The 15,202-nt window shown below is 50.9% G+C and carries 20 protein-coding genes; all 20 read right to left on the bottom strand.

The genetic code is table 11. From position 1 onward, the window contains the following. Positions 1–72: 72 nt before the first annotated feature. Positions 73–996, bottom strand: coding sequence for a polyprenyl synthetase family protein (locus MKX98_RS11265; RefSeq protein WP_339223014.1), 924 nt, complete (start codon positions 994–996; stop codon positions 73–75). Further along, positions 971–1,231: an exodeoxyribonuclease VII small subunit gene (gene xseB / locus MKX98_RS11260; protein WP_009591232.1), complete on the bottom strand. Its 261-nt coding sequence runs from the start codon at positions 1,229–1,231 to the stop codon at positions 971–973. Before xseB ends, MKX98_RS11265 begins: the two co-directional genes overlap by 26 nt. After that, entirely contained in the window at positions 1,221–2,591 is a 1,371-nt protein-coding gene (xseA, locus tag MKX98_RS11255; protein ID WP_220685911.1) for an exodeoxyribonuclease VII large subunit, read from the bottom strand. Before xseA ends, xseB begins: the two co-directional genes overlap by 11 nt. Position 2,592: 1 nt before the next feature. Next, positions 2,593–3,453, bottom strand: a complete 861-nt coding sequence (gene folD, locus MKX98_RS11250; RefSeq protein WP_100536241.1) for a bifunctional methylenetetrahydrofolate dehydrogenase/methenyltetrahydrofolate cyclohydrolase FolD — start codon at positions 3,451–3,453, stop codon at positions 2,593–2,595. A 61-nt stretch (positions 3,454–3,514) separates the two neighbouring features. Continuing rightward, positions 3,515–3,973 carry a transcription antitermination factor NusB gene (nusB, locus tag MKX98_RS11245; protein ID WP_194541868.1) on the bottom strand — a complete coding sequence of 153 codons (459 nt, stop codon included), beginning with the start codon at positions 3,971–3,973 and terminating at the stop codon, positions 3,515–3,517. Positions 3,974–4,149: 176 nt separating this feature from the next. Further along, positions 4,150–4,383 (bottom strand): DUF2273 domain-containing protein, encoded by a 234-nt coding sequence (locus MKX98_RS11240; protein WP_113057002.1) that lies wholly within the window; start codon positions 4,381–4,383, stop codon positions 4,150–4,152. 15 nt (positions 4,384–4,398) lie between these two features. Then, complete coding sequence (amaP, locus tag MKX98_RS11235; RefSeq protein WP_113057003.1) at positions 4,399–4,938, bottom strand: alkaline shock response membrane anchor protein AmaP; 540 nt, start codon at positions 4,936–4,938, stop codon at positions 4,399–4,401. A gap of 71 nt (positions 4,939–5,009) precedes the next feature. Then, the gene (locus MKX98_RS11230; protein ID WP_071223853.1) at positions 5,010–5,423 is read right to left on the bottom strand and encodes an Asp23/Gls24 family envelope stress response protein; all 414 of its coding nucleotides are present in this window, start codon (positions 5,421–5,423) and stop codon (positions 5,010–5,012) included. 118 nt (positions 5,424–5,541) lie between these two features. Then, positions 5,542–6,885: an acetyl-CoA carboxylase biotin carboxylase subunit gene (accC, locus tag MKX98_RS11225; protein WP_194541867.1), complete on the bottom strand. Its 1,344-nt coding sequence runs from the start codon at positions 6,883–6,885 to the stop codon at positions 5,542–5,544. A gap of 54 nt (positions 6,886–6,939) precedes the next feature. Next, positions 6,940–7,443 carry an acetyl-CoA carboxylase biotin carboxyl carrier protein gene (gene accB / locus MKX98_RS11220; RefSeq protein WP_071223851.1) on the bottom strand — a complete coding sequence of 168 codons (504 nt, stop codon included), beginning with the start codon at positions 7,441–7,443 and terminating at the stop codon, positions 6,940–6,942. Positions 7,444–7,611: 168 nt separating this feature from the next. After that, on the bottom strand, positions 7,612–8,484 hold the full coding sequence (locus tag MKX98_RS11215) for a SpoIIIAH-like family protein (RefSeq protein WP_194541866.1): 873 nt from the start codon (positions 8,482–8,484) through the stop codon (positions 7,612–7,614). A gap of 65 nt (positions 8,485–8,549) precedes the next feature. Beyond that, complete coding sequence (spoIIIAG, locus tag MKX98_RS11210; protein WP_194545123.1) at positions 8,550–9,194, bottom strand: stage III sporulation protein AG; 645 nt, start codon at positions 9,192–9,194, stop codon at positions 8,550–8,552. A gap of 14 nt (positions 9,195–9,208) precedes the next feature. Continuing rightward, a complete protein-coding gene (spoIIIAF, locus tag MKX98_RS11205; protein WP_220685913.1) occupies positions 9,209–9,931 on the bottom strand; it encodes a stage III sporulation protein AF in 723 nt (240 codons plus the stop codon). Positions 9,932–9,973: 42 nt separating this feature from the next. Beyond that, positions 9,974–11,182, bottom strand: a complete 1,209-nt coding sequence (gene spoIIIAE / locus MKX98_RS11200) for a stage III sporulation protein AE (protein WP_339223008.1) — start codon at positions 11,180–11,182, stop codon at positions 9,974–9,976. Positions 11,183–11,197: 15 nt separating this feature from the next. After that, positions 11,198–11,587, bottom strand: a complete 390-nt coding sequence (spoIIIAD, locus tag MKX98_RS11195) for a stage III sporulation protein AD (protein WP_071223846.1) — start codon at positions 11,585–11,587, stop codon at positions 11,198–11,200. A gap of 10 nt (positions 11,588–11,597) precedes the next feature. Then, entirely contained in the window at positions 11,598–11,801 is a 204-nt protein-coding gene (gene spoIIIAC / locus MKX98_RS11190) for a stage III sporulation protein AC (RefSeq protein ID WP_007129715.1), read from the bottom strand. A gap of 16 nt (positions 11,802–11,817) precedes the next feature. After that, positions 11,818–12,336 carry a stage III sporulation protein SpoIIIAB gene (gene spoIIIAB / locus MKX98_RS11185; protein WP_194541864.1) on the bottom strand — a complete coding sequence of 173 codons (519 nt, stop codon included), beginning with the start codon at positions 12,334–12,336 and terminating at the stop codon, positions 11,818–11,820. After that, positions 12,329–13,327 (bottom strand): stage III sporulation protein AA, encoded by a 999-nt coding sequence (gene spoIIIAA / locus MKX98_RS11180; RefSeq protein WP_339223003.1) that lies wholly within the window; start codon positions 13,325–13,327, stop codon positions 12,329–12,331. Before spoIIIAA ends, spoIIIAB begins: the two co-directional genes overlap by 8 nt. 98 nt (positions 13,328–13,425) lie before the next feature. After that, the gene (locus tag MKX98_RS11175; RefSeq protein WP_071223843.1) at positions 13,426–13,692 is read right to left on the bottom strand and encodes a YqhV family protein; all 267 of its coding nucleotides are present in this window, start codon (positions 13,690–13,692) and stop codon (positions 13,426–13,428) included. A 202-nt stretch (positions 13,693–13,894) separates the two neighbouring features. Continuing rightward, positions 13,895–15,148: an aspartate kinase gene (locus MKX98_RS11170; protein WP_071223842.1), complete on the bottom strand. Its 1,254-nt coding sequence runs from the start codon at positions 15,146–15,148 to the stop codon at positions 13,895–13,897. Between the last annotated feature and the right edge of the window lie 54 nt (positions 15,149–15,202).

The raw sequence follows: 15,202 nt of genomic DNA, 5'->3' as shown, positions 1-15,202 counted from the left end.
TCTTCAGCTGATATGAAATCAGCCATTAACAGACATTATATCACAAAAAAACCGTTTGCATGTAAAGCGTGCTTAGTGATCCCGCGCCATCAGGAAATCGGCGATCTCCAGCAATCTGGAGGGATCATTGAATTTCCCTTCGGAAATGACCCGCTTGGCTTCTGCTGTCAGGCGCTCAACTTCACGCCTTGATGCGTCCAAACCGATGAAGTACGGATACGTTACTTTTTCCTGTTTCACATCGCTTTGTACCGGCTTCCCAAGCTTGGACTCATCCCCGACCAGATCCAGGATATCATCTTGAATCTGAAAAGCAAGGCCGATATGATGCCCGAAGGTTCGCAAGGATTCAATCTGGGATTCCGAGCACCCGGCAATATGCCCGCCGGCCATAAGCGAGAACATAATCAGATCACTCGTCTTATGCAGGTGAATATACTCAAGCTGCTCTAGCGTCGTTATCCCTTGTTCACCCTCCATATCGGCAACCTGACCGCCTACCATCCCCCGCGGACCTGCATACTCCGCAAGATCCTCCACAATCGACAGCACGCGCTCAGCTGGAACACCATGCTTTCTGGCAGCCTGGATTACGCTGTAAAAGGCATGCGTCAGCAAGGCATCGCCGGCCAAAATAGCGCTCGCTTCGCCAAAAACCTTATGATTCGTTGGCTTGCCGCGGCGATAATCGTCATCATCCATCGCTGGAAGATCGTCGTGGATAAGGGAATATGTATGGACCATCTCAACGGCGCAAGCAACTGGAAGAGCAGCATAACGGTTGCCGCCTCCGGCCTCGCATGCCGCAATGACAAGCAGCGGACGCATTCGCTTGCCGCCTGCCATTAAAGAATACGACATGGACTGGCGAAGGGTTTCAGGAACTTTCCAACCTGGCGGAAAAAGATTTGTTAACTCGCTATCCAGTCTGTCCCAAATCTCATTCATATATTGATGAATCGGAAGTCTGTTATTCACCCAGTTCACCTGTCTCATCCAGCGTCCCGCCAAAAGGCTTACGCTTCAGTTCTCCGCCTTCTTCCACGATCATTTCGATTTTTTGCTCAACCTGCTCCAGCTTTTTGCTGCACATCTGCGACAGCTTCATGCCCTGTTGAAATAAATCGATCGCTTTTTCCAGCGGCACATCTCCATCTTCCAATTGCTCTACAATCGTCTCGAGCTGCGCCATCGCTTCTTCAAAGCTGATCTCCAATGTTTCATTCGCCATTCTCTTCATCCTCCTTCATTCCCCACACTTGACACTGCAGCTGTCCGTCGCTGACCCTCACGTTAACCAAATCGCCTAACTGAACATCTTCGATGGATTTGACAAGCTTTTGTTCTGCCTCGTCGTACACGAGGCTATATCCTCTGGACATAATTTTCAGCGGACTGAGCGCATCGAGATGCCTCATTTCGGTTTGCAGCTGAGATACCTTGGATTTCATGATCGACTGCATCGCATTCATTAACTGCCGGTTGGCCTGATCTTTTCTTCTCGCGGCAAACTCCGCTTGGGTTCGCGGATTATACCGGATTAATCCCTGATGCAGTGATTTTTGTCGCTGGCGGACCAGGGATAGCCGGGATTTGAGGTTCCCCTGCAGCCGCTGGGACAGCATGTCCAAACGTTCGGCATGTTGAAGCATATACCGGCGGGGATGAACCAGAACCGGGGAACGCTGGAGCGAAAATAAACGTTCACGACTCCGCTGAAGACGCTGCTGAAGTCCCTGGTTCAGCTGACGCTGTCTTTGAACAAGCTGCCCTCTCAGTTCCGCGCTGCTCGGTACCGCAAGTTCAGCGGCGGCCGTCGGCGTTGCGGCTCGTAAATCTGCAACAAAATCGGCGATCGTAAAATCCGTTTCGTGTCCAACGGCCGAAATGACGGGAATATCGGATTGATAAATAGCTCTTGCAACGATCTCCTCATTAAACGCCCACAGCTCTTCCAGTGATCCGCCGCCGCGCCCAACGATGAGCACATCCGCCTCAGCCATGTCATTCATCGTCCGAATACCCTTCACGATCGAAGGAGCAGCCCCTTTGCCTTGAACCAGCACCGGATAAAGAATGGCTCTCGCCTGTGGGTACCGTCTCCGGATCGTAATCATAATATCCCGAACCGCGGCACCCGTCGGCGAGGTAATAACACCAATTGTCTTGGGATAACGCGGCAGAGGCCGCTTGCGCTCGGCTGCAAACAAGCCCTCTTCCTCCAGCTTCGACTTCAGCTGTTCATAAGCAAGGTACAAACTGCCGATCCCGTCGGGCTGCATTTGAACCGCATAGAATTGATATTGACCATCTCGTTCATATACCGACACATTGCCCCGGGCAATGACGCGCGAGCCTTCCTTCGGTATAAAAGGGAGCCTCTGGTTATGAGTCGCAAACATGATCGCACGAATCCGGCTGCCTTCATCCTTTAAGGTAAAGTACATATGTCCGCTGGAGTGATGGGTGAAATTCGAAATTTCACCGCGGATCCATACGTCGGAGAGCCTCGAATCGCCTTCCATTTTCATGCGGATATAACGGTTTAAATCCTTAACGGATAATACTCGTCCTGGATCTGCCGACTTCATATCAGCTCAACCCATTGAGCCTTTTGGCGGCTATCAAGGTATTCTGCATGAGCATCGTGATGGTCATAGGGCCCACGCCTCCAGGAACCGGAGTAATCGGACCGGACACTTCCTTCACGCTCTCAAAGTCCACGTCCCCGGCAAGCTTCCCGTTCTCCAAACGGTTCATGCCGACATCAATTACAACAGCACCCGGCTTCACATAACTGGCATCAATCATATTCGCTCTGCCAATTGCAACGACCAGGATATCCGCTTGGCGAGCGATTTCAGCCATATTCCCCGTTCGGGAGTGACACATCGTAACGGTGGCGTTCTCGCGCTGGAGGAGAAGTGATACCGGTTTGCCAACGATGTTGGATCTCCCGATTACAACCGCATGCTTGCCTGCAATCTCGATGCCTGTCCGCTTGATCATTTCAATCACGCCGGCAGGCGTGCACGGCAGCAGACTGTCATCGCCTATTACGAGGTTACCCACATTAACTGGATGGAAACCGTCCACGTCCTTTTCCACTGCGATCGCATCAATGACGGCCTTCTCATGGATGTGCTTTGGCAATGGGAGCTGGACCAAAATTCCGTGAATGGATTCCTGTGCGTTAAGCTTGTCCACGAGCGCCAGCACTTCTTCCTGGCTGGATTCCGCGGAAAGACGGTGCACCTCGGAATAAAAGCCCAGATCCTGACATGCCTTCTCCTTGTTGCGAACGTAAACATGCGAAGCCGGATCATCACCTACAAGTACAACAGCCAAACCAGGACGTACATTCTGCTTGGACAATTGTTCTACTTCTAACGCAATCCCCTTGCGAATTTCTTCAGAAATCTGTTTTCCGCTAATTATCGTTGCTGCTGTCATCCTAATCTCTCCTCCATTATGATTGAATGATGCCGATTCAAGCTTAGCTTAAGCGTACAGATTAAGACTGACGCAGCTTCACCTTGACTTGATCCAGCTCCTGAATCATCCGGCCAAGTACACCGTTGACGAACTTCCCTGATTCCTCGGTTCCGAAATGCTTGGACAACTCAATCGCTTCATTCACAGCTACCTTGCCAGGCACATCTTCACGGGATGTCAGTTCATATACAGCCAGACGCAGGATTTGACGATCCACACGGGAAAGACGACTTACCTGCCAGCCTTTCAAATAATGAGCGAGCAGTGCATCAATCGAATCCTTGGATTCCCATGTTCCATTGACCAATTGCAGCACATACTCCTTCATTTGAACTTCGTCGCCGATGACCCGCTCGGTCTCATTTTCTTCGGCCGCTTCCGAGAGCAGCATCGACACGGCTTCCACACTGTCGACTTCGTTCATCTCCATCTGGTACAGGCTTTGAACGACAATCTCTCTTGCTACACGTCTTTTCATTTTGTTCCTCCTGTGGACCCTGCTGAATCCATTTTTCTAATTAGTATGATCCATTTGCCGTCAAGACTTGACAACAATTAAAACGCCAAAAAAAAACCTGTGAATATCTCTCTCCGCAAAAAAGGCGCACGACACCTGTCCTCAGCATTTTTTCCGGAGAAAGCATATCACAGGGTTCATTTAAACGGCCGCCAGCGCTCGGAAAGCCATCGTCCCCATTCCTGAAAGTGGAACATGGAACCTTCCTTCAGATCCTTGCGCTTGCCAAATATATAGCCGATAAATACCACTAATGCAAAGAACAGCATATCCCAAAAACCGGATAATAAGTAAATCAGTCCGCACACAAGCCCGCCGGTCACCCCGGCAATTCTTCCTCTGTGACTCTCCCATATTTCTTTCCAAGGCATTGGGGAAGCTCACCTCTATTCCACGCGGCTCTTGAAGCTTGGTGCCTGAACCACGTTAGCAATATATACGGATACGGATGACACGGGTATTCCTGTTGTATCTTCAACAAAGTCATGCACCTGCTTCTGCACTTCCGTTGTCAGTGTAGGAATGGATTCCTCACCATCAACCACGGCACGAATCGCAATATCAAGACCCGATTGGGATACCTTGATCCGGGATTTCAAATCCTTGACTCCCCGGACGCGCGAAGCCGCCTTCAGGCAGAGATTCTCGATCGTCTCCACAGAGATTTGGATGTCGCCAAATTCCGTGCGCTGATCGATGGAATTCAGGTTCGAGCGATCACGCCTTACGGAGATGAAGAAGAAACGGATGCTCAGTAAAAACAAAACCGCAGCTACGATAATTCCAGCCCAGAAAAGGCGTTGTTCCTGAACACTCGTTAATTCATACGGAACAGCGCCACTCAACAGGAGGATGGCAACTACGGATATAACACCGATACTTAAGCTGTAGATAAACAGCAAAAGTCTGTCCATTATTTTGGCCACGATTCAGCACAGCCTCCTTAAAATTAGATGAAACCCTCGACATCGCTGCCCAGGGCTAGCCTGAAACTATTCTATTTCACGCGTTGAGCAAGATCCAATTCTTCCGTCTTCTCCACGGCTTTCATGAAATGGACATCATGAATATGTACATTGACTTCAATTACCGTAAGCCCTGTCATATTCTCGATCGAACGTTTCACGTTGCGCTGGATTTCTCCGGCTACTTCAGGAAGACGATGGCCATACTCCACGATAACGGATACGTCAACAGCAGCCTCCCGTTGTCCAACTTCCACTTTGACACCCTTGGATAAATTCTTGCGTCCGAGCAGTTCGGCAATGCCGCCTGCAAAGCCTCCGCTCATCCCTGCAACCCCACGCACCTCTACCGTAGCAAGTCCAGCGATGACTTCAATAACCTCCGGTGCAATCTGAATCTCACCGATATCTGTACGTTCAAATTCTGTAGGCAAAGTTTCCGCCATTGTCTCAACACACCTTTCGGAATAAGTTAGCGGATGCACCTGAACTGCATAAGGCATGCGCTCTTATTACTCATACTATACCATTTGGCCAAGTTTATGACAAACTTGGCCAAAGGTTTCAAATCTCATTTTCTTCCAAAAACTTAATATCAAAGTCACCCTTCAAGAAGGTAGGATGGTTCATCAGTTTCTGATGGAACGGGATGGTTGAGTAGATCCCTTCAATCTCGAATTCGGCCAAAGCGCGCTTCATCTTGGCGATGGCTTCATCGCGGGTCGGCGCCCATACAATCAGCTTGGCAATCATCGAATCATAATAAGGCGAAATGGTATAACCGGGATATGCCGCACTGTCTACCCGCACGCCAGGACCTCCTGGCGGCAAATAGAACTGAATGGTTCCAGGGGCAGGCATAAAGCCCTTGTCCGGATTCTCGGCATTAATCCGACACTCAATGGACCAGCCGTTAATAACGACTTCTTCTTGAGTGAAAGAGAGCGTGTTGCCCTCGGCAACGGAGATCATTTCCTGAATCAGATCAACCCCGGTCACCATCTCGGTCACCGGATGCTCTACCTGAATCCGCGTGTTCATCTCCATGAAGTAGAACTGACCGTCCTGGCCGAGCAAAAATTCAAGCGTACCTGCACCGGAATAATTAACGGCCTTCGCGGCACGAACGGCGGCTTCGCCCATCCGGCTGCGTACCTCTTCACTTAGCACCGGACAAGGAGCTTCCTCAACAAGCTTTTGTCTCCGGCGCTGCACAGAACAGTCACGCTCCCCGAGATGCACGGCGTTGCCATGTTTGTCGGCGATAATTTGAATCTCTACATGTTTCATGCCGGTCAGATATTTTTCCAGATATACGCCTGCATTGCCGAAGGCCTTCTGAGCTTCCTGCTGTGCGTTTGTAATCTGTTTAACCAGCGTTTCTTCATCCTCGGCGATCCGAATACCCTTACCTCCGCCACCTGCAGTAGCTTTGATAATGACGGGATATCCGATATCGCGTGCAAGCATAACGGCTTCATTCAGATCCTCGACCAATCCGTCGGATCCCGGAATAACCGGAACACCTGCATCCTTCATCGTCTGCTTCGCAACAGCCTTGTCTCCCATACGGTTGATCGCGTCAGCGGAAGGACCGATAAAGGTAATGTTGCAGGATTCACAAATCTCCGCGAAATCCGCGTTCTCGGCCAAAAAGCCGTAACCGGGATGTATGGCGTCACACTCGGTCAGTGTGGCCACGCTCATGATATTGGTAAAATTCAAATAGCTGTCTTTCGATAACGTAGGGCCGATGCAGTAGGCCTCATCCGCCAAGCGAACATGCAGGGATTCCCGGTCCGGCTCTGAATATACGGCAACCGTTGCGATGCCAAGTTCCCGGCAAGCCCGGATGATACGGACGGCAATCTCTCCCCGGTTCGCGATAAGCACTTTTTGAAATGTCATGCAGTAACCTCCTTCGGACTCTTGCGACTCTCGTTCTTGGCGAGTCCCTCCATATTACTCCGGCTTCACCAGAAACAGAGGCTGCCCGAATTCTACAAGTTGACCGTTCTGAGCGAGAACCTCTACGATTTCGCCTTTGATCTCTGCTTCCAGTTCATTCATCAGTTTCATGGCCTCAATGATGCAGACCGTCGATTTCTCAGTCACCTTGTCCCCGGGACTGACAAACGGCCCGGCCTCAGGCGATGGGGAACGATAGAAGGTTCCTACCATCGGTGATACGATTTTATGTAATGAGCTGTTGCTATCTTCCACTGAATCCTGCTGTGGTGCCGCTGCAGGTGCTTGATTTGCCGTATTCGGCTGTACGATCTGTGGTGCCATCATTTGCTGTGCCGGTATATACGCTTGCGGCGCTGCCTGATAGTTGTTAACAACCTCGGCTGCATTGGGTTTCTTAATGGATAAGCGTGTACCTTCGCTCTCAATTTCCAGTTCATGCACGGAAGTTTGATCCACCAGCTTAATAAGTTCCTTGATTTCGTTTAATTTAAACATTATCGACGTTCACTCCTTCACTTTCTTGGAAGCCCTTGCTTAGGACAGTCAGTCAATAGCTTAGAGTATTATATCACAATCGAGCGAAATAGAAAGAGCCCAAGGCAATCCTTAGACTCTTTCGGTTTATCGTATATCCGTGATTTATGTTGAAATCTGCAGACAAGCTTATGGCGCAACATATTGAACGGTTACTTTATCCGGCGAAACCTTCAATTCCTTCATCACAAGACTCACGATGCCGGCTGCACCTTTGGCATCGAGTTTTTCACTCAGAACGACCACATTATACTTCTCGCTCTCTTCCTTCACAACGGCGTTGCCGTATTGCTGCTGCAGCGCTTCTTCGATGCTGAGAATCACTTCCTCTTTTGCTTCGGCCGCTTTCAGCTGCTCGGTTGCTTGAGCTGTTTGCTCCGGCTTGTTCTCATGATTGTCGATCTTTGTCATTAACTCATCGTATAATTTCATATTTTTTTGAGAGCGGTCCAATTTATAGGACTCCAACTGAGCTGCTGCGGATGTTGCATTGGCCGCCACTTGCTCCAGCACTTCTTCATCCGTTTTCTTTCCGTTGCTGGTGCTGCTTGTGTCTTTGGACTCCTCGGCTCCCTCTTTGCCTGTGCTGCTAGCGTCTTTGGAGTTCTCGGCCCCCTCTTGGGATTCCTTCACTTCCGGCTCTTCCGTTTTTCCAGCTTCACCGCTGGCTTTTCCTTGATCCCCTTGCTCACCTTGTGTTGCTTCTGCAGGATCTTCCGTGCCGGCCGCACCTGTATCGCTCGTATCAGTGCCTTGCTCATTGGCACCGGAGTCACCGTCAGTGCCTTCTTCAAGCACTTCGTTCACAACCAGCTCGTCGCCAGCGCCTGCGGTTCCGTTTGCTTCTTGTCCAGCGCCCGGCTTCTGACCGTCCACTTGCGTGCTCTCGGCAACCGGCGGCGCTTTCGTTCCCGAATCGTCGGTGAATAAATAATAAGCTGACAGGATGACCATCAAACTAAGCATGGATACTAACCATATGGTTTGTCTTTTGTTATTCATCTGAACGTTTCCTCCTTTAAATGAAAACCTTGGCACGAATGATCGGATCATTCGATTGGCTGCGGTTATTCCTGTTTACGCGGGACAACGGATATACGATAAGACGGGACATTGAGGCCTCGCTGGATCGCATCCACGATCAAGCTCTTTACAACATCATTCTCGGCTCCCTTGGCTACGACGAGCACACCCCGGACTTGAGGCTTGATCTTCTTGGTGACGATTGGGGTTTCTTCCCCGGATGATTCATAGGTGACAATCTGGCCGTCTCGCTGATAACTTGTTACATGGCGCTTACCTCCGTTAGCATCGGTTTCCTCCGTCAGCTCCTGGGTATCTTTCATATCTCGCTGGACGACCAGCTCTTCTGTAGATTCCACAGTCACCATGACATCGACGGCCCCAACCCCAACAATCTGTTCCAGCATGGTTTTGGTGCGACTTTCAAAATCCTGCTCGATACTTTCGAACTCACCGCCGCCGCTGGTTGAAGTCCCGCTTTGGGGCGTTGAGACCGCTGCAGACTCCGGCGGCGGCTCGCGGCCGATATTCTCATGATCCAGCTTCTTCACATTGACGAAGGAGTTGAACAGCATAATTGCGACGCCGATCAGACCTAGAATGATCAACCATCTGAAGGTTTGCATTTTTCTTGCTCCGCCAGCTCCTCCGCCAAGCCATTGCTCCAACCGCTTCAACCAATTTCCCATCATCCTCACCTCCGCTACAGCTTTTTATCCTGCTCCTGCCCTGGCATGTATATCGTGATCAGATCCGGCTCTAAATCCCACCGGCGGCTAATGTAATCCCGAACCGGGTCTGCTCTTGCTTCTTCGGCCTTGCTCACTGCTTCTGCATTCTCTTTCACCGCTGCCTTTTCATCCCGTTCCGATTGCATGGATTCAACATTCACCTGAACGGAATCCACGGGTTCTATGCTGATGGGCTCCTTACCCTCCCTTTTGTCTACCTCTGCATTCTCCGATTCACCTCCAACCAGCCTTACGTCAACGGAGCGTATCGCAGCGCCTGCATATCCCTTGTCCTGCCCAGCAACTGCAGCCAGCACCACCTTGACCTCCTGGACCGCTTCCCCCGTTTCTGCCGCAATCTCTTCTTTCATCACCCGGGCTAATTCATTGCCTGCCCACTGAAGGCTTTGGCTCTGCTGCGTTTCCTTCAGCTTCTCGGCCTGTGCCAAAATATGCTCCAGCTGAACCTCTTCCGGCAGCCCTTTCTCCTGCCGCTCCAGCTCCATCGCCAGTTGATTCTCGGGGGGATCCGTTATCAATGCGATAATCGGGCTAAGCAGCGTAAGCAGAATCAACAGGCTCAAGACTAATCTGGCGTACCGTTCAAGCGCCTTGCCGGGCAGTATCAAATCAACGAAGGCTGCAAAGAGAACCACCATGATGACGCTTTTCAACCAACCTCCAAGCCAGTCCATTCGCCATTCCTCCTAAGCATTGGCCGCCTTCTATGTTCTGCCTCACCTCATCATGACGGTAATGTTGCCTGCCGTGAGCAGAATCGTTATGGCCAGGAAGAACATCATACTGACTGCGGCCAAGGCTGTAAAAACATACAGCATCGTCTTCCCGATCGTCTGCAGGCAGGTGCCGATCGGGGTGTCTCCTAGCGGCTGCATGACGGCCGCCGCGATATTATATATCAAGGCAAGCGTCAAGATCTTGATCGCAGGGAATGCGCATAGGAACAAAATAATGATGACCCCTGCCAGCCCGATGGAATTCTTGACGAGTAATGAGGCCGAGATCACGGTATCCGTTGCGTCTGCGAACATCTTGCCGACTACCGGGACGAAATTGCCGGTTACATATTTGGCTGCCCGGATCGTCACCCCATCCGTCACCGAGCTGGTAAGTCCCTGGACGGAGATGACACCCAGGAACACGGTAAGCAGCACGCCCAGAACACCCATCGAAATTCCTCGCAGCAGGTTGCCAAGCTGGGTTAGCTTGTACTTTTCGGAAAGCGAACTAACCAGGTGCAGCAAAGCCGAGAAGAACAGAAGCGGGAACACAACCGTGCTGATCAGCGTACCTACCGTATGTACCATGAAGATGACTAGCGGATGAGCCACCGAGACGGTCACCACATTCCCCATCGAAGCCATCAGTGCAAAAAGCAGGGGAAGCATCGCCATCATGAAATCGATCATTTGGGTAATGGCGTCCCGAGCATATCCTATCGCGATGCTGAAGCTGTTAACGGCAATGACAAGGACAACCATGTAACAGATCGTATAGGCAACCCGACTCACGGTGCTTTTTTCAAAGGCCGTCTGCAGATTCTCAAGGATCAGGCTCATGATGCTCAGCATCACGATGGTTGCCAGCAGCTTGCCGTTATAGAGTACCTCGTGCCACAAATATTTTCCGATGCCGGACATAACCCCTTTGAAGCTAAGACCGTCGCCGCCCGGAAGCAGCATATCCATCAGGGACGGCGTCTTTCCATCCGGGAAGAAACCGCCGTAATCCTTCATGAGCCGGTCCCAGTATTTCTCGACCTGGTCTGTCGGCAGCTGCTGCGTCTGCTGCTCAACCCACTCATCGGCTGGATTGGCCGCGTCAGCCGCACTTACCGTTCCGCAGAACAATCCGGTCATAAACAACATCAGGATCAGTAGACGAAACACGGCCAAGCCTTTTCGAAGTATTACTCCTGTAACCATGTCCCCCCACCTTTTTCAAGCCGGGAGGAGCTTCAGGACCGTCTCGATGATGATCCCGATAATCGGTACAGCGAGCACCAATATGAGCACTTTTCCCGCCAGTTCTATTTTGGATGCGATCGATTCCTGTCCGGCATCTCGTACGATCTGGGCCCCCATCTCCGCGATATAGGCAATTCCGATAATTTTCAGAACGGTCTTTAAATAGATGATCTGGACACCGGAGTTCTCCGCCAAATCTTCCAGCATGGATAAGACATTTCCGATCTTCCCGATCAGGAACAGGAAGATGAGGAGCGAGGTCGCCACTGCGAGAAGAAAGGCAAAGAGCGGCTTCTGTTCCTTGACAACCAAGATCAGCACGGTAGCGATGATGCCCAGTCCTACCACCTGGATAATTTCCATAAAGGTCCACCTACTGGAATAGAAAAATACTTTTGATTTCCTTGAGCAAATCGTCAAGCAGTCTGACGACCATAAACAGCACAACCACAAACCCGATAAGGGTCACCCAATGTGCCATATCCTCTTTCCCCATCTGTTTCAGGACCGTATGGATCATGGCAATGATGATCCCAATGCCGGCGATCTGGAAGATGGCGTTCACTTCAATGTTCATTTCCCTTGGCACCTCGCTAAAAGATCAAAATGACGATCAATGCTCCAATGAGCAGTCCCAGACTTTTGCTCATTTTTTCATATTTGACCTGGTCATCCCTTGCCGCTGCTTCTTCATGCTTGAGCTGTCCCACGGCCAGAGCGATATGTTTGATCTGGTCCTGCCTGTCACTGGTGCCAAGAACGCCGCTTAGCTGCTCCAACACCTCACGCTCGGCACTTTTCATCGATGTTCGTTTCCAGTATTCGCCCAGTGCCTTGCGGATGCTTTCCTGTGCGGATAACCCGTAGTCGGGCCTCATGTAAAGCGCGGCTGCGGCAAATAATGATCTGAGCGGTTCACGAAGGGAATCGCCAATTCGCTCCAGCGCATCGGGTAATGGCGTCAAGCCGTAGCTGATCTCCGTTTCCAGCCGTTGAAGCGCGAGAATGAGTTCTCGCAGCTGCCTGGGTCTTGCCGCGAATTGCTGGGCCTGATAAAATCCGGCTAAAGTTCCAGCTCCCAGCACGAGCACAGCCCCGACCAGTTTAAGCATAGGCATCACCGCCCGGCGGACCGGCTGCAGCCGTCTGAAGCGTTCGCTGACCTCCGTCAAACAGCTTGAATGATCTGTGGTCGCCCGTTCTGTTAAGAACGGCATACATTTCAAACATCCGGTTCTCCAGAAGACCGGCGAGTGCTGGTCGCCCCCGCATATCTTGTATGGACGAGCCATGTGCCGTTGCTATGACGCTGATTCCCGCATGCAAGGCTTCAATGACGGCTTCCGCATCCTCCGGCCGACCGATCTCGTCCACAATCAACACATCCGGGGACATCGAACGGATCATCATCATCATCCCTTCAGCTTTCGGACAGCCATCGAGCACATCCGTACGCGGACCTACGTCGAATCCAGGGACTCCGCGCAGACAACCGGCGATTTCAGAACGTTCGTCAATGATGCCTACCTTCATTCCCGGCCAATGCACGGTCGATTTCCCCCATTTGCCGTAACTGATCTGCCTCGCCAGATCCCGAAGCAGCGTGGTCTTGCCTTGCTGGGGCGGGGATAAAATCAGCGAGTGCATTACCCTTTTCCGTTTCCGGTCGAGTAAATGCGGGATGATGTCATCCGCCGCACCCTGAACTTCCTTGGCAATCCGGACATTAAATCCGCTAATATCCCGAATGTGTTCAACCTTACCACCGCTGAGCACCGTCCGGCCGGTGAGCCCGACCCGATGACCCCCAGGTATCGTGATAAACCCTTTTCGCAATTCCTCTTCCATGGTGTAGAGGGAATGGTTACTGATTAGATCCAGCAACCTATGGGTATCTTCACGCGTCGGCTTATACGCTTCATCAGGCCGCAAGGTGAGCCCGCCGCACCGGTCCAGAAAATGATGCTTGCCCGCCGAATTAATCTCCAGCGGACGTTCCTCCCGGATACGTACCTCCTCCACATGATCGAGAAGCTCTTTCGACAGGTTCAGCAGCATCCGTTTTACGGTCTCGGGAAACAGGTCTAACCAGTTCAATGTCATATCAATTTCCCCCAGGTTGTCCTTTTTGATCATCTTCTAATAAGAGAACTTCATATCCCATGTGTATGCTTGTACCTGAAAAATATGCAGCGAATCTATCATTTTTTTAAAACGCCGTATAAGAGACAGGAAACGCCGCACAAAATCCAGCCGATCTTCCCCCACGACAATTTATCCGCCATTCCCACGAGTCCGATCGTTGTTGTCAGAATCAAGATCAGCGGGCCCATAAAAGCCAGAGCGGAATTCACAGCCAGCGCTTTATCGACCTGGTTCAGGCGCAGCATGATGATGGCCGCCACAATCTCGAGACTGCCGGAGAAAAAACGAAGCGTGGCCATACTAGCGACAAACTTGTCCAGCATGCTCTATATCCTCCTTCTTCCTTGTTCACAAGTGTGATGTTTAAAAATATGCGAGCCACTCTCGTTTTATCTCTATTTTTTCAATTTCATAGAAGCGAACTTTGAATCTTTCGGACAACGCAAAAAATCCCGGTCGATATGGACCGGGATTAACTCTATTTAATATCGATATGATTGCATAAATTATTCCATTAAAAACAGGTTATCGACGCACCTGCGGTCCGCCAACGGAAGCCTGCTGATCCGTATCCAGTCCGTACGCGGTATGAAGCGCTTGTACGACACCTTCCAGATTGGTTCCTTCAATGACACAGGATACTTTGATCTCGGACGTGCTGACCATCTTGATGCTGACCCCTTGCCGGGAGATGACATCAAACATTTGCGCCGCCACACCCGGATGGCTGACCATTCCGGCACCAACAATCGATACTTTCACCAGATGATCTTCCGAGGTAACGTCACGATACGGAATCTTGCCGCGGATTTGTTCGATAACCGACAACGCACGCTCCCGATCGGCCAAGGAAACGGTAAAGGAAAAGTCTGCTTCGCCGTTCTGGACACCGCTCTGTACGATAATATCAACATCAATCGCTTCTTTCGCAAGCTCACCGAACACTTGAGCCAAAACGCCCGGCGTATCGGAAACGCCCAGAATACTGATTCTTGCCACATTCTTGTCAAATGCAATTCCGCTGACAACCACACCTTGTTCCATGCTTGCTTCCTCCTTAACAACCGTACCCTCGTTATGATTAAAGCTGGATCTGACGACAAGCTTCACTTGATTATGCTTCGCATACTCAACCGCGCGCGGGTGAAGAACAGCTGCACCAAGATTGGCTAGCTCCAGCATCTCGTCATAGGAAATCTCCTTCAACTTCCGCGCACATTTGACAACCCGCGGATCCGTGGAGTAAATCCCGTCCACATCCGTATATATTTCACATACATCCGCTTGAATGGCAGCCGCAAGAGCAACCGCCGTGGTATCTGATCCCCCGCGTCCAAGCGTTGTAATCTCTCCGTCTTCCGACATTCCCTGGAATCCCGCTACAATGACGACATTCCCTTCATCAAGCGCTTTAAACACGCGTTCAGGCATAATATCCGTGATACGGGCTTTGCCATGCACCGCTTCCGTACGGAACCCCGCCTGCCAGCCGGTAAGAGACTTTGCCTTGCGTCCGAGACCGTGAATAGCCATGGATAGCAGCGATATGGATATCTGCTCTCCCGTGGTCATCAGCATATCCATTTCCCGTGCCGGTGGATTCTCGTTCAACAGCTTTGCCTGGTCAATCAAATCGTCTGTTGTATCCCCCATAGCAGACACCACGACTACACATTGATGACCTTCATCTTGTTTCTCTACAATTCTTCTGGCAACACGCTTCATACGTTCTGTATCCCCTACAGAGCTGCCTCCGAATTTCATGACGTACAGTGACAATGCTTCTTTCACTCCCCACTAATATCAGTATGTAACAGCATTCAGGTGGTTTCT

The sequence above is a fragment of the Paenibacillus sp. FSL W7-1332 genome, from assembly GCF_037969785.1.
Lineage (GTDB): Bacteria > Bacillota > Bacilli > Paenibacillales > Paenibacillaceae > Paenibacillus_AQ.
Note: the sequence above shows the minus strand (reverse complement) of the source record. Positions and strands in the feature narration are given on the sequence as shown.

Bases quoted from the DNA above. Each gene is read 5' to 3' on its own strand.
- MKX98_RS11240 (WP_113057002.1), bottom strand. From the start codon at position 4,383: ATGCCTTGGAAAGAAATATGGGAGAGTCACAGAGGAAGAATTGCCGGG.
- MKX98_RS11265 (WP_339223014.1), bottom strand. From the start codon at position 996: ATGAGACAGGTGAACTGGGTGAATAACAGACTTCCGATTCATCAATAT.
- nusB (WP_194541868.1), bottom strand. From the start codon at position 3,973: ATGAAAAGACGTGTAGCAAGAGAGATTGTCGTTCAAAGCCTGTACCAG.
- folD (WP_100536241.1), bottom strand. From the start codon at position 3,453: ATGACAGCAGCAACGATAATTAGCGGAAAACAGATTTCTGAAGAAATT.
- MKX98_RS11230 (WP_071223853.1), bottom strand. From the start codon at position 5,423: ATGGCGGAAACTTTGCCTACAGAATTTGAACGTACAGATATCGGTGAG.
- MKX98_RS11215 (WP_194541866.1), bottom strand. From the start codon at position 8,484: ATGAATAACAAAAGACAAACCATATGGTTAGTATCCATGCTTAGTTTG.
- spoIIIAB (WP_194541864.1), bottom strand. From the start codon at position 12,336: ATGCTTAAACTGGTCGGGGCTGTGCTCGTGCTGGGAGCTGGAACTTTA.
- accC (WP_194541867.1), bottom strand. From the start codon at position 6,885: ATGACATTTCAAAAAGTGCTTATCGCGAACCGGGGAGAGATTGCCGTC.
- xseA (WP_220685911.1), bottom strand. From the start codon at position 2,591: ATGAAGTCGGCAGATCCAGGACGAGTATTATCCGTTAAGGATTTAAAC.
- spoIIIAE (WP_339223008.1), bottom strand. From the start codon at position 11,182: ATGGTTACAGGAGTAATACTTCGAAAAGGCTTGGCCGTGTTTCGTCTA.
- spoIIIAC (WP_007129715.1), bottom strand. From the start codon at position 11,801: ATGAACATTGAAGTGAACGCCATCTTCCAGATCGCCGGCATTGGGATC.
- xseB (WP_009591232.1), bottom strand. From the start codon at position 1,231: ATGGCGAATGAAACATTGGAGATCAGCTTTGAAGAAGCGATGGCGCAG.
- spoIIIAF (WP_220685913.1), bottom strand. From the start codon at position 9,931: ATGGACTGGCTTGGAGGTTGGTTGAAAAGCGTCATCATGGTGGTTCTC.
- spoIIIAA (WP_339223003.1), bottom strand. From the start codon at position 13,327: ATGACATTGAACTGGTTAGACCTGTTTCCCGAGACCGTAAAACGGATG.
- spoIIIAD (WP_071223846.1), bottom strand. From the start codon at position 11,587: ATGGAAATTATCCAGGTGGTAGGACTGGGCATCATCGCTACCGTGCTG.
- accB (WP_071223851.1), bottom strand. From the start codon at position 7,443: ATGTTTAAATTAAACGAAATCAAGGAACTTATTAAGCTGGTGGATCAA.
- MKX98_RS11175 (WP_071223843.1), bottom strand. From the start codon at position 13,692: ATGCTGGACAAGTTTGTCGCTAGTATGGCCACGCTTCGTTTTTTCTCC.
- spoIIIAG (WP_194545123.1), bottom strand. From the start codon at position 9,194: ATGGGAAATTGGTTGAAGCGGTTGGAGCAATGGCTTGGCGGAGGAGCT.